We start from the raw sequence: 12,247 nt of genomic DNA, 5'->3' as shown, positions 1-12,247 counted from the left end.
CGGGCGCGCAAAATTTCCGGGCGCGTGATATAATTGTCTGAAAAAGCGGGTGAGAAAATGCGCTTGACTCTTCCCCAATACGAAATTACAATGGGCGCGGAAAGCGCGGGGGAAAAGAAAAGGGGCTATATTTTGGTCGCAGGCGGGCGCGCGCCCGCGACCGCCTGGCTTTCAGCCGCGGCTGCGGGAAGGGCGGCCGTCTGCGCCGACCGGGGAGTTTCCTATTGCCGGCGCGCCGGGCTTGTGCCCGAGGCCGTCATAGGGGACGCCGACAGCGCGGGCGAGGATTGGCAATGGGCGCGCGGGGAAGGGGCGCGGACGTTGCGGTATCCGGCCGACAAAGACCGGACGGACTTGGCCTTGGCACTCATTTATTTGAAAAAACAAAAAGACTGCGGGTCGCTGGTCGCAAGCGGCGTCTTGGGCGGGCGGTTTGATCACGCCTTCAGCGCGCTTTTCACTTTGTCCGCTTACAGGCAGGGCCTCGGCTGCCCATTGATAGCGGCGGATCAATATGAAACGCTGATTTTTGCCGGCCGGGCGGAAAAAATCAGCGTCAGGTTTTTCCAAAGGCCTGAAGTTATATCGCTTTTGCCGCTTTCCGGCAGGGGGCGGGCAACCTTGACCGGCTGCCGCTGGGAACTGCAGGACGGCCTTTTGTGCCAAAGCCGCCCCTACGCCGTCAGCAACCGGCTGAAAGAAGGAAGGGACGGACTGAGTTTTGAAGCGGCGGGCAAGGCGGGGATCTATTGCTGTTTTGCGGAGGGCGCTCTTTAGCGGCATAGCCTGCCCCGGTGGTTTAGAGCGAAGAAAAAGGATCATGTCCGCCTTGCGACGGGCCAGAGGGCAGCGGCGGGTTTGGAGCCTGCTGGCAATGCCGCTCAACGCCCATGATGGCGGATTTTCCGCCATGCTTTGCCCTAAAGCCGCGCTGAACATAAGGTTTCGCCTGCGTTTTGCGCCGCGCCTGACGAAAAAATCGCTCAAAGCTTGAACATTTTCGGATAGCGCGGACAGGCTCTAATTTAAAAATAAGGCTAAAGGAGAGACGCCAATGAAAGCGACAACACAACTGCGGAAACTTTTGGAAAAGGGGCAGCGGGGGGAAATTCTGGTTGCGCCGGGCGCGCACGATGCGCTGAGCGCCCGTTTGGTGGAAGCGGCCGGCTTTAACGCCGTCTACCTTACCGGATACGGCGCCGCGGCCAGTTTGCTGGGGCAACCCGATGTCGGCTTGCTGACCTTGAGCGAAATGGCTTATCAAGCGCGCCGTTTTGCCGGCGCGGTAAATATCCCGGTGATTGCCGACGGCGACACCGGCTTCGGCAATGCGGTCAATGTCCAGCGGGCAGTGCGCGAGTATGAGGCGGCCGGGGTTGCGGCCATTCAGCTTGAAGACCAGGTTGCGCCCAAAAAGTGCGGGCACATGCTGGGGCGCGAAGTGGTTCCGGCCGAGGAAATGGCCGGCAAAATTCAGGCGGCCGCCGATGCGCGCAAGGACAAGGATTTTGTCATTGTTGCCCGTACCGACGCCAGGACCGACCACGGCATTGAAGAAGCCATCCGCCGCGGAAAGCTTTACGAAAAGGCCGGCGCGGACGTGTTGTTCATCGAATCGCCCGAGAGCGAGGAGGAGATGAAGCAAATCACGGATAGCTTTGACGCGCCGGTATTGGCCAACATGCTGGAAAAAGGGCGCACGCCGCTCAAAAGCGCGCGGGAGTTGCAGGCCATCGGTTATGCGATAGTGATTTTCTGCGTCGCTTCCACTTATGTTTGCGCAAAAGCGGTGATGGATTATCTTCAGGAACTCAAAAAGGCGGGCACGACCGAGCGCCTTATAGAGAGCAAGATGCTGCCCTTCCCCGAATTTAACCGCTTTATCGGGCTGGACGGGATTCGCGCCATTGAAGAAAAATACGGCGGCGCCAAAAGCAAATAACGGGCACGCCCCGCCAGCCTTAAGCGCGGCGCTGCCGCAACCGTTGGCCGCGCTTGTTGCCCGATGACAAATTAAAACCGGCCGATTGAAAAAAGGCGTGAAAAAGAAAAAAGGCGGCGGCCTCCGAGCGGGACAAAGCGACGATGGCCGCGCCAACGCAAAGGAGGACGCGCGAATGTACCAAGATATGGAAATGCTGCGCTGCGCGCTGGTTCGGGGCGGAACCAGCAAAGGGGTGTTCATTAAGAAAAATGAGCTGCCGCAGGATCCGGCGAAACGGGACGCGGTTATCAGGGCGATTTTCGGAAGCCCCGACGTGCGCCAGATTGACGGGCTGGGCGGCGCGGACGTCCTGACCAGCAAATTGGCGATCATTTCGCCCTCCACGCGGGAAGGCGCCGATGTGGACTACACCTTCGGGCAGGTGAGCTTTGACACCGATGCCGTTGACTATGGCGGCAACTGCGGCAATATCTCTTCGGCGGTCGGGCCGTTTGCCATCGACGAAGGGATGGTGGCGCCGGTGGAACCGATTACAACGGTGCGTATCCATCTGACCAACAGCGACAACATCCTGGTGGCGGAAGTTCCGGTCAAAGGCGGCAAGGCGATGGTGGAAGGCGATTTCGCAATCGACGGCGTCCCGGGAACCGGCGCGAAGATTACGCTTGACTGGGCCGACACGGCGGGAGCCTTTACCGGCAAGCTGCTCCCGACCGGCCACGCGCAGGATGTTTTCCATATTGATGGGAAACAGTACGCGGTGTCAATTGTGGATGCGGGCACCACCACGGTGTTTGTTGAGGCGGGGAGCTTGGGGCTGAAGGGAACCGAATCGCCGCAGGAGATTGAGGGAAACAAGCCGCTGATGGCCGCCATAGAGAGAATTCGCGCCGAGGCGGCACTGCGCGTGGGGTTTATTGGCAAGCTGGAGGACTCGGTTGCCCAAAGCCCCTACAATCCGTTTGTGGCCATTGTCAGCCCCGGCGCCGATTATATGAGCATCAGCGGCCGGGCGGTAAAGGCGTCCGAAGTGGACTTGGTGGCGCGCCTGGTGTTCATGCAGCGGATGCATAAGACCTATCCGGTAACGGGCACGGTATGTACCGGAGCCGCGGCGCGCGTTCCGGGCAGCATTGCGTGGCAGGTATTGGCCGATGGCGCCAAAGGGCGCGTTACCGTCAACATCGGGCATCCGGGCGGCGTCATCGCGGTAGAGTCGGACGCCGACATTTCAGGCGGGCAGCCCCGGATGAAACGCATCGGCGTTTATCGCACGGCTCGCCGGATTATGGACGGGATTGTCTATGTGAAAAAGAGCGTTTATAAATAGTCGCTCCCATTTACCAATAATCAGCGGCAAGTTAAAATGCGGGGCTGCAACACGGAACGGACCGCGCCGGTTGCGGCGCGGATATCGTAGAGGCAAGCATCGGCCAAAGACAGAAAAGGCTGGACTGGAAAACAAGTCCAGCATCCCAGCTTTTGGGGCTTCGCTGCCGCCCAGCAGCATAGGCGGCTATGGGAAAAACAAAGGAACCGTTTTTGGCGGTCAGCGGACGGTAACGGTTATTTTGTCGCCGTTTTTTACCGGCGCGGTGAATTCGGTTTTTTCGCCGTTTAGGAGGATTTCAATGTTTTTGCGTTCTTTGGCTATTTTTTGCGGGTCAAATTCGCCGGCCAAAAGCACGTCGCTAATCATCGGGGTTTTTTTGCCCAGCCGGAAAGCGATCGCGTCGGTTTCTTTGGGGACGTAAGAGGGCTTGGCCGATTTGCCGTTGACGGTAAATTCTTTAAAGGAGCGGGCGATCCTGACCGGGGCGTCATTAAAGAATACTTCGATGGTATCCACGGTTACGACATCCAGCGCGAGCAATTGTTCCAATGTCGGGCGCTCGCCTTTTTCCACGCCGATGACGTCCCCCGGTTTTACCGGCGACAAAAGGCTGGCTTTCTGCCCGTTCAGGGTTATCGGCCGCGGGCATTTGTAGCCGATGATGTTTTTGTTCACCGCGTATTCAAATTCATCGTCTTCATAATCCACGCCTGCCTGGTCAAGCAGGCGGCCGATGTTGTCCGGCGGCAGGACTTCTATTTTGTCCCGGTCGGACAGGCGCGAGGACGGGCCGGCCGGTTCGCCGTTCAAGAGGATGACCGGGATCAGGGGGTATTTTTTGCCGTTGACGTAGACGTTGCCCATGTTGGAACAGTCAACGATGTCGAGGACATGGCTTTTCGGCGGTTTGCCGGCAACGCCTTTTACTACTTTTAATTTGTCGCCGTCTTTAAGTTTGTCGTCTAAGGCCGCCGGTTTGCCGTTCAGCTCAAGCGAGCCGGGCGTGCCGTAAGTGCCGGGGATAAATTTGGTCTGGCCGTTTACTTCCACCGTTATGCCAAGCCCCGGGCGCCCTTTTATGCTGTTGATGTCAATGTTGCTCGACAGCAGGGCATCGGATATTTTCAGGCTGCCGAGGTTGAACAGGCGGTGCACTTGCTTGTTCATCCTGATAGTTATGAAATTAAGGTGGTCGCTGTTGCTGAGGCAAAGTATGCCGAGCGGGGTTATCGCCTCGGGCGAATAAAGCTCGTCCGGTATGCTGGGCAGGAGAAGGGTGGGCGCAGGCAGGCGGATGGCGACTTTTTCCGGCGGCATGCCGATGGTCTCGGCGATCAGTTCCTGCAGCATGGGCGTGAGCGCGCCGCCGCCGATGAGCAGTATGGCCTGCGGGTTGTTGTTGTTGTTGAGGGAAAGTATTTCTTTGACAATCAGATCGGCCAATTCTTGGACGGTCGGGCGGATGCTGTCCAATATTTCCTTGGGGGTGGAGTGTATGACGCCGCCGAGGACGTCGTGCATTTCGATTTTTTTGGGCTTTTCGTTGAGCTGCCTTTTTATCTTTTCCGCCACATTAAAATCCAGAAGATATTTTTGCGACAGGGCTTCGGTTACTTCGTCGCCGGCGCAGGGCACCATGCCGAAGCCTATGACCGATCCGCCCGAAGTTATGGCAACGTCGGAAGTGCCGGCGCCTATGTCCACCAAGGTCAGGTTCAGGTGGCGCATGGTGGGCGGTATGAGGACATTTATGGCGGCGATCGGCTCCAGGGTGATGGTGCCTATTTCCAAATCCAGGCTGGACAAGGCGGATTGCATGGAGTCTATGACCGGCCGCGGCAGAAAGGTCGCTATGATGGTTACCGAAGCCGTCCGCCCCCTTTGTCCGATAAGGGTTGACAGGCGCGAACCGTCCAATTTGAATTCTATGACCGAATAGCCCACGCAATAGTAGCCGGTGGGATCGTTCGCCCGGCAGTCGGCCGCCAGGCCGCGCTGAGCCGACTGCACGGCGGAAAGGACCAGCATTTGTTCAGTTTCCGCGTCCAGCGAAAGGATGTTGGCGGTATCAAGCTCGGATGAGGCGGTTATGGTGATCAGGGCGCGCCCGGCTGCCGCAACCGAGGCTTTGGTCAGGGCATGGCCGGTCTTTTTGGCCAGGCGGTCGCGCACTTCGCCGATGGTATGCGCCACCTGCGGCACGTCGTGTATCTGTCCGTCCAGCATGGCGCGGGTAACGTGTTCTTGGCGGTCGACGGCGATGATGTTGATGGTTTTGTCCTCTTTTTCGGCGACGATGCCGACCACGCTGCGCGTCCCTATATCAAGAGCAAAAAGCATCTCCTTTTCCATGAAGAGCCTCCTTTGCGGACATACCCAAATATTGCCATATTCGCCGCATAGCCGCCGTATCCCTTTTTTTGCCGGAGAAATAATGGGCAGGCTTTTTTGCCGGAAGCGGGAAAGCCATGCGGCCAAATTGCCGTAAATTATAATCAGGCAAAAAGTGCCGCCGATTGAAAGCGCAACTGCCCCATCCGAAGGGGGAAAAGCTTGGCGGAGAGCCGTCCTGTAATTTGTCGGCGGACATATTGGCAAGCACAGACAAACCGATAAGCCGATTGGAAAACGCCTGAAGGCAAAAAAAGAAGCGCCGCCGGGCGCATGCTGCCGGCCGGAGCCGGCAAAGCAAGAATCGCCCGGGCGCCCTTGTTGTTCAATGCGTCATTTTTCCAATTCGTTTTGGTATGGCCAAGAGCGCAAAGATAGTATGGTTTTAATCTGCGAACAGTATCCATGTCGTTGTTTTAAACAACGCGTTTTCCAAGTGCTGCATGGCCGTAGCCGCAGGGGGGCTTTTGGGGCGATTCCGCCGCGCAAGCCCGTACGCAAAGGGCTTGCGGAGATAATCTCTTGGGCGCGGGCTGTCGTTGATTTGCTCCGCCATAGGCCGCGCCGCCTTTTTCGGCAAAGGGCCGGGAGGGGGAATATCCGGCTTAGCGCCGCAAACAGCCATCAGGGATTTCCCGGCAGATGTTTTTTGGATTGTTTGCGCCCGGATGCTTAAAATTTTAAACCCTTTTTTATAGAATCCAATGTTTTGTTGATCCCTTTTCGGGTCGCCGCGTCCGCTTGCTTTTTCAGCGCGGCGTTGGCGTCATCCAAAAGATTGCTGAAGTCCACCGAAATTTTATTGTTTTCATTTACAAAGACCCGCTTGATTTTTAAGTTGCCCACAGCGGTTGACACGTTTAAGTTGCTGAAGGTCATGTTGCCGCCGCGTTTGTAAAAATTGCCGGTTATGGAAGTGAACGGGACGCCTTTGGCTTGTCCCGCGCCAACGGCAAAGGGGCCGGACGCAACAAGCGAATTGAAATCGCTTGTCCCGCTGATGTGCGCGTTGAAAGAAACAGGCGCGTCCAATGAATCGCTCAATTCTCCGCTGTTGATGCCGGAACCGGCGGCGTCAAATTCAAAGGATCTGTCCGCCCATCTGATGTTGCCGCCGCCTTTTACGGAACCGCCGTATACATTGGCGGAAGCGTCGGAAACTTTGATGTTCCCATCGCTGAAAGCAAAGTGGCCTTTCAAGTTTGTCAAAGCCAGCTGGGCCGCATTTAACTTAGGCATGGATATTTCCCCTTCTGCTTGCGGTTTGTCCAGCGTGCCTTTGGCGTCAATGGTGAAAAGCAATTCGTCGTATATGCCAAGCCCCGGCAGCAAAGCGTCTATTTTAATCTTGTTTGAGTCAATTTTTAAATTTAAGTCCTCTTTTTCGTCGCTGAACACGATTTCGCCATTGATGTTTATCCGCTGATTGTTTATGAGCGTGAAGCCGTTGTCGATTTCAAGCGTCGTCTGATATTTGGCCGCCTTTTGCTTTTGCCCGTTTTCGGAAGGACTTGATTTTTTTTCGCCGCTTGCAGGGGCGGGCGTGCTTGTTTTCAGCAGACGGAATATATTCAGCCCGTCTTTTTCGTCGTATTTAAGATATATCTCCGGCTCGGACAGCTCGACCCGGCGGAGGGAATTGGCGCCGAAATTGCCGAACAATATGTCCCGCAGGCGCACATACGCTTTTGCCCTCGGTATTTTGACGACAGGGTTTCCCTCCGGGTCTTTCCATAAAATGTCCCTTATTACGACGTCGCCGCTGAACACGCCGCTGACTTCGCCGAAATCAAATTCCCCGGCTAAAAATTCGGAGGCTATATATTCTTTGACGAGCCCTCTGGCTTTCATGCCCCCATATAATACAAAGCTGGTGAAAACAACAATGATGGTTCCCAATATTGTTCCGGCGATAATTTTCCGTTGGCGCGGGAATCGGTTGTTTGCCATTTGCCGCCCTCCCCGTGTTCATGGTTTTGCTTTTTGGGTTTTTTCGCCCCGCGCAATCGCCGCTTGCGGCCGATGGCGCGGGGCGAAAAAACCAATATTTTTGATTGGATTCGGGGCGAATGCTCGCGTGTTTACAATATGGGCAACCATGCCAAACATCGGCAAGCCCAAGCGGAGCGCCAAGATGTTCTCCGCCTATTGCTCTTGCAAAGATATCGCCCCAGTCGCCGCCGTCAATGTCGGATTGCCCTACGGCATGCCTATATGTTATCCATTTGCCTATTCCAACTATAATCTCGTCTGGCACTTGGCCAAGGGGATAAAGCTCAAATGGCTCTCTCCTTTGATTGTCTCTTAACCTCGGCCTGGGCATAAAGGGCATCCTTTAGCACAGCTTTTATAACATTTACAGGAACTGCATTGCCTGCTTGCTTGCGAGTCTGGCTGTCATTACAAACGATTTTGAACGTATTCGGGAAACCCTGCAACCGCAACATTTCGCGCGGAGTCAAACGCCGTTTGCCATTCACCAACAAATAGTTATAAGACGCGCCAGCCCGCAAAGCGCAGGAGTACGGATAACTCGTAATGTTGCCACTTTTGTTTTCGTGCCAAATGCTAGGGCAATGCTCGCTCCTGTGTTTTGTCAATCTTTTTTCTATAATCCGTTCACTGGCAAAAAATTTAGAATCGACCGTTTCATTCGGTTCCAAGACATCTTCAAGCTTGCCCAATGTCTTCTCCGCGGGAAAAGCGAACGAAACATTTTGGTCTAGGAATCCCACGATAATCGTTCTTTCGCGTTTTTGAGGCAACCCAAAATCTAAAGCATTGAGAATGTCATGTTTAACTTTATATCCGAGTTGCTCCAATGTTTCAATTATGGTTTGTAAGGTCTTTCCCTTATTATGGCGGCTCAATTGTTTAACATTTTCCAATATGAACAATTGCGGCTTATTTTTTTTTCCTTCAAGTATGCGGGCGATTTCAAAAAACAGAGTTCCCCGAATATCGTCGAAACCGCGCCTGCTCCCAATAATGCTAAATGGTTGACAAGGGAACCCAGCAAATAGCACATCGTGGTCAGGTATATCGTCTGCAATAATTTTCGTGATGTCTCCATGCGGCGCAAGGCCATAGTTCGCTTCATATGCTCTCTTAGCTTCTGCATCAATTTCGCTTGCAAAAACACACTCGCCGCCAAGAGCATCGGCCGCCTGATGGAAGCCGCCAATGCCCGCAAATAAATCTATATATGTAAACCCCACCAAGCACACCTCCTGCGCTTTCGATACGTTATCATCCAATGCCTAATTCATTTTATCATGCACAAGGTATAAGGGCAACGTAAAAGACACAAGGGCGCAAGCGCTTAGGCAAGATTAAAAACAAAAGCGAACGACTTCCCGGCGATAAACGCGCGGGCCGGGTTCGCGGTTGTCCATAGTGGCAGGGCATTGCCGTCCAAATGCGAACAGCGAAAATCGCTGATATGGAGCGCTCTTACGGCTGCCGCTTCATCTTCTCCGTTCGCTCCTGCACCCGCTTAAAAACATCCTGTGGCACAATCGCGGGCATACCATCGGGAATAAGGGCGAATCCTAACACCCTCTGAAAACTCATTTTGAGTTTTCCGTTAAGTCCGCTTCGCGGCCTGCTTGTTAAAATGGTTTTCGCCTTCCATTCGAGCGTTTTCTATCGTAACTTTATTTGCAAATGCATCTTTGCACGCTAAATTAGTTAAATGCACAGATTTAGGCTCTTTGTCAATGCCGATATAATTTCTATCTTCAATTATTGCGGCAACAGCACTTGTGCCGCTTCCAATAAAACAATCAAGAACTGTTTCGCCTGGAACAGTTAGTAATTGAATCAAACGTCGAGGCAGTTCAATCGGATATTTTGACTCGTGATTATCATTCGCCCTTACAGATGCAATATTCCAAACTGCGCGAGACCCCCAGTTTATCCACTCATCCTTGCTAAGTCTGGAACGATCTATAGTGGTAATGCCTGGCTTCCAGAAAATATAGACGTATTCAAATTCGTCAATGGCCCGATAAGATATAGTATGCCACCTACTATTCTCCCAAGCGGGATCTTTTACCCAAATACGACGATCATAAAGATATAATGAACTCTTGTATGCTGCATCTTCAAGAATATTGCCAGCAAGTTTCACTCTAGTTTGCGGAGAATATTTGCCGCCACGGACATTGTTGCCGTTTATTCTTCTATCAATTGTCTGTTCGCTGCACCCCATCAATTCAGCAATTTGCTTTCGTGAATAAGTCGCGTGTTGTGACCATGCTTCAAGAATCTGTTCTTTAGTAATCGAAACTTTACGCCTACTCACATTCTCGGCCATAATTTGAGGCATAGATCCGTCTTTATAGCATAATATATCTGCGATATTTATCGCTAAAAATCCGCCTGGTTTTAAAATGTTAAAATGCAACTCTATTACGATAGACAATAAATTGACCCACTCACCATAGGTCATCGTTTTTTCATAGTCTTTACCCACATGATAAGGTGGCGACCAAACGCTCAGTGAAATTGAGTTTGGATAAATTTTTGGCAGTAAGTCTCTCGCGTCACCGCAATATACCCGATTTACATCAAGATATTTCATAGCCCCCCTACTCCTGCCAAGAATGCGATAATTTTGTTTCCTCGCGAATGATATTTATTCGTTGAACCCTCCAAGGAGTTAGCGCAATTAAGCGCGCAAAACTAATCCTTGTGCGAAACTCCTCTCCTAACGAAGGTGCGTTTCGACCGGCAACCCAAAAAGTTCTTTCTGGTGTTGGATTATAACGTTCCTGTAACAAACCATTTGGCACGCAGCATACTGTAATATCTTTGAGAAAATGTCGATTCTCAATATCTTCGTAACAGTAGTGCAGAAGAAGAGTCGTACTTAAATAATTGTTATTGTCATGGGGATAAATTGCTGGCAATCTGCCTTGTACGTTCACAATTGAGCCACTCCGCATCTGACGAATTTCGAGAGATGTTTGTGAAATTTGAAGTGTTGCTGTTTGATTCGTTTTCTCAGCTTTAGAGTCAACAAAGAGAGCCTGCCTTACAATTTGGTTGGGCAAGATTATGTAGCGAGCTTTTTTATAATCCACAGTGCCGAATATTCGTTGTGTAGTATTGTACCCTGGAAGTCGGTCAACAATTTCACGGGTAATGTCTTCTGCAACATCCTTGACGCTATCGGGTGAATAATAGAAAATATCGTAGGCATCAAAGCCAAAATCCATTGTTGCTTGGACAAGCCAACGAAGAGTCAGTTTTTCAATGTTTTCTATCTCATCAAGGGAAAGGTCTCTTGCGTCGACAAACATTAAAAATATACTTCCCTATCATTTATTAAAGTCTAATTGAAACACTACCGCGAACGACTTCCCGGCGATAAACGCGCGAGCCGGGTTCGCATTTGTCCATAGTGGCGGAGAGAGAGGGATTCGAACCCTCGGTAGCCTTTCGACTACACACGCTTTCCAGGCGTGCTCCTTCAACCACTCAGACATCTCTCCGTGGCCGCCAAGGCGGATATTAAATTGCGCTACGGTACGCTTAAGCCGTGGCACATAACAGTATAATGAAAAGACGCTGGTTTGTCAACAAGCCGCGCCGCTTCTTTCCCGGCCGTGGCCTGAGCGTTGCCGCGTTTTTTCTGTTCGGCGCCCATTCTCGCGGGCGATTTCACGGAATGTGTTTTCGTTTGCGGCGGCGACAGCGACATGGCCGCGTTTTTGCGCGGACGGCGAAAACATAAGCTTTTGCCGTGGCCGGAGGCTTCATTTGGCATACCAGGCGGCCAAATAGAAAAGGTAGATGTGCGCCGGATAGAAAATGTAGAAAAAGTATTTGCCGGCCTTGCCCCGTTCGCCGTTATACAAAAGCATGAAAACCGCGGCGAAGGACATGAGGGCCTGCGCCTCCGCGCCTAAGCAAAAACAGAGGGCGCCGGTCAAAAGGAGCGTCAATATTTGCCAAGGGCGGTGTGCGCGGAAAAGGTAAAAAAGTACGGTCATTAGTACGAAAACAAATCCTCCCTCGGTAACCGCCAGGTTGGGGATCGCCCGGAGCAAGAGTATTTTCAGCCAAAGCGGCACGGACGGCAGGGCGGCCGGATCCAATAGCAGATTGAAGGCGGCGATGCCCGCCGCCGCGGCCAGGAGCATGAGCAGGGCAGAAAGGAACGCTTTGCGGTAATTTTTTTCCGCAATTTCCCGGCGCAGTTTGTCCGTGAGCCACATATAAACAACAGCGAGCAGAAAGGTTTCAAAAATGTTGTTGAGCAAAACAACGCTGTGGCTTGGGAAAGCGCGGGCGAGCAGGTTGGAGGCCGCGTTCATGAATTCAAAGCCGATCAGCAAGCGCAGCGTGTATTTGCCCCGGCTATGCGTATGGGCAAAGCCTTCCGCGCATAAAAAGGCAAAGAGCGGCGCGGCCGGCCGGCCAAGCCAGTAAAACCATTCGGGGGCGCCGTGCGCCGAAAACATTTGGCGCAAATGGTCAAATACCATCAGGGCGGCGCCGATAAGCTTCAACTGTCCGCCGGTAAAAATTTCCCAACGGCGCTTCCCATAGTCGGCAGCCATCGCGCAATG

At 52.8% G+C, this 12,247-nt stretch carries 9 protein-coding genes and 1 tRNA gene; 3 read left to right on the top strand and 7 right to left on the bottom strand.

Annotated elements, in window-relative coordinates; all coding sequences use genetic code 11:
* Window positions 1-57 precede the first annotated feature (57 nt).
* The 3 genes from LBO03_09530 to LBO03_09520 all read left to right on the top strand — a co-directional run bounded on the left by LBO03_09530 (window position 58) and on the right by LBO03_09520 (window position 3,275).
* Window positions 58-777, top strand: a complete 720-nt coding sequence (locus LBO03_09530; GenBank protein ID MDR3349814.1) for a thiamine diphosphokinase — start codon at window positions 58-60, stop codon at window positions 775-777.
* A 277-nt stretch (window positions 778-1,054) separates the two neighbouring features.
* Complete coding sequence (locus tag LBO03_09525) at window positions 1,055-1,942, top strand: isocitrate lyase/PEP mutase family protein (protein ID MDR3349813.1); 888 nt, start codon at window positions 1,055-1,057, stop codon at window positions 1,940-1,942.
* A 175-nt stretch (window positions 1,943-2,117) separates the two neighbouring features.
* Complete coding sequence (locus LBO03_09520; protein MDR3349812.1) at window positions 2,118-3,275, top strand: 3-methylitaconate isomerase; 1,158 nt, start codon at window positions 2,118-2,120, stop codon at window positions 3,273-3,275.
* Window positions 3,276-3,494: 219 nt separating this feature from the next.
* Here LBO03_09520 and LBO03_09515 read toward each other — a convergent pair whose 3' ends face one another.
* From LBO03_09515 to LBO03_09485, 7 genes are all read right to left on the bottom strand, one after another.
* On the bottom strand, window positions 3,495-5,630 hold the full coding sequence (locus LBO03_09515; protein MDR3349811.1) for a rod shape-determining protein: 2,136 nt from the start codon (window positions 5,628-5,630) through the stop codon (window positions 3,495-3,497).
* 711 nt (window positions 5,631-6,341) lie between these two features.
* Window positions 6,342-7,619: an AsmA-like C-terminal region-containing protein gene (locus LBO03_09510; protein MDR3349810.1), complete on the bottom strand. Its 1,278-nt coding sequence runs from the start codon at window positions 7,617-7,619 to the stop codon at window positions 6,342-6,344.
* Between the two features lie 326 nt (window positions 7,620-7,945).
* Window positions 7,946-8,887: a DNA (cytosine-5-)-methyltransferase gene (gene dcm / locus LBO03_09505; GenBank protein MDR3349809.1), complete on the bottom strand. Its 942-nt coding sequence runs from the start codon at window positions 8,885-8,887 to the stop codon at window positions 7,946-7,948.
* A 368-nt stretch (window positions 8,888-9,255) separates the two neighbouring features.
* Window positions 9,256-10,254, bottom strand: a complete 999-nt coding sequence (locus tag LBO03_09500; GenBank protein MDR3349808.1) for a site-specific DNA-methyltransferase — start codon at window positions 10,252-10,254, stop codon at window positions 9,256-9,258.
* 7 nt (window positions 10,255-10,261) lie between these two features.
* Window positions 10,262-10,975 carry an SfiI family type II restriction endonuclease gene (locus LBO03_09495; GenBank protein MDR3349807.1) on the bottom strand — a complete coding sequence of 238 codons (714 nt, stop codon included), beginning with the start codon at window positions 10,973-10,975 and terminating at the stop codon, window positions 10,262-10,264.
* Between the two features lie 102 nt (window positions 10,976-11,077).
* Window positions 11,078-11,167, bottom strand: a tRNA-Ser gene (locus tag LBO03_09490).
* A gap of 264 nt (window positions 11,168-11,431) precedes the next feature.
* Window positions 11,432-12,238: a conjugal transfer protein TraX gene (locus LBO03_09485; GenBank protein MDR3349806.1), complete on the bottom strand. Its 807-nt coding sequence runs from the start codon at window positions 12,236-12,238 to the stop codon at window positions 11,432-11,434.
* Window positions 12,239-12,247 lie beyond the last annotated feature (9 nt).

The organism is Acidaminococcales bacterium (assembly GCA_031290885.1).
In the GTDB taxonomy this organism is placed as follows: domain Bacteria; phylum Bacillota; class Negativicutes; order Acidaminococcales; family JAISLQ01; genus JAISLQ01.
Note: the sequence above shows the minus strand (reverse complement) of the source record. Positions and strands in the feature narration are given on the sequence as shown.

Coding starts and splice junctions, on each gene's coding strand:
- LBO03_09510 (MDR3349810.1), bottom strand. CDS start 7,619: ATGGCAAACAACCGATTCCCGCGCCAACGGAAAATTATCGCCGGAACA.
- LBO03_09525 (MDR3349813.1), top strand. CDS start 1,055: ATGAAAGCGACAACACAACTGCGGAAACTTTTGGAAAAGGGGCAGCGG.
- LBO03_09515 (MDR3349811.1), bottom strand. CDS start 5,630: ATGGAAAAGGAGATGCTTTTTGCTCTTGATATAGGGACGCGCAGCGTG.
- LBO03_09495 (MDR3349807.1), bottom strand. CDS start 10,975: ATGTTTGTCGACGCAAGAGACCTTTCCCTTGATGAGATAGAAAACATT.
- LBO03_09530 (MDR3349814.1), top strand. CDS start 58: ATGCGCTTGACTCTTCCCCAATACGAAATTACAATGGGCGCGGAAAGC.
- LBO03_09500 (MDR3349808.1), bottom strand. CDS start 10,254: ATGAAATATCTTGATGTAAATCGGGTATATTGCGGTGACGCGAGAGAC.
- LBO03_09485 (MDR3349806.1), bottom strand. CDS start 12,238: ATGGCTGCCGACTATGGGAAGCGCCGTTGGGAAATTTTTACCGGCGGA.
- LBO03_09520 (MDR3349812.1), top strand. CDS start 2,118: ATGTACCAAGATATGGAAATGCTGCGCTGCGCGCTGGTTCGGGGCGGA.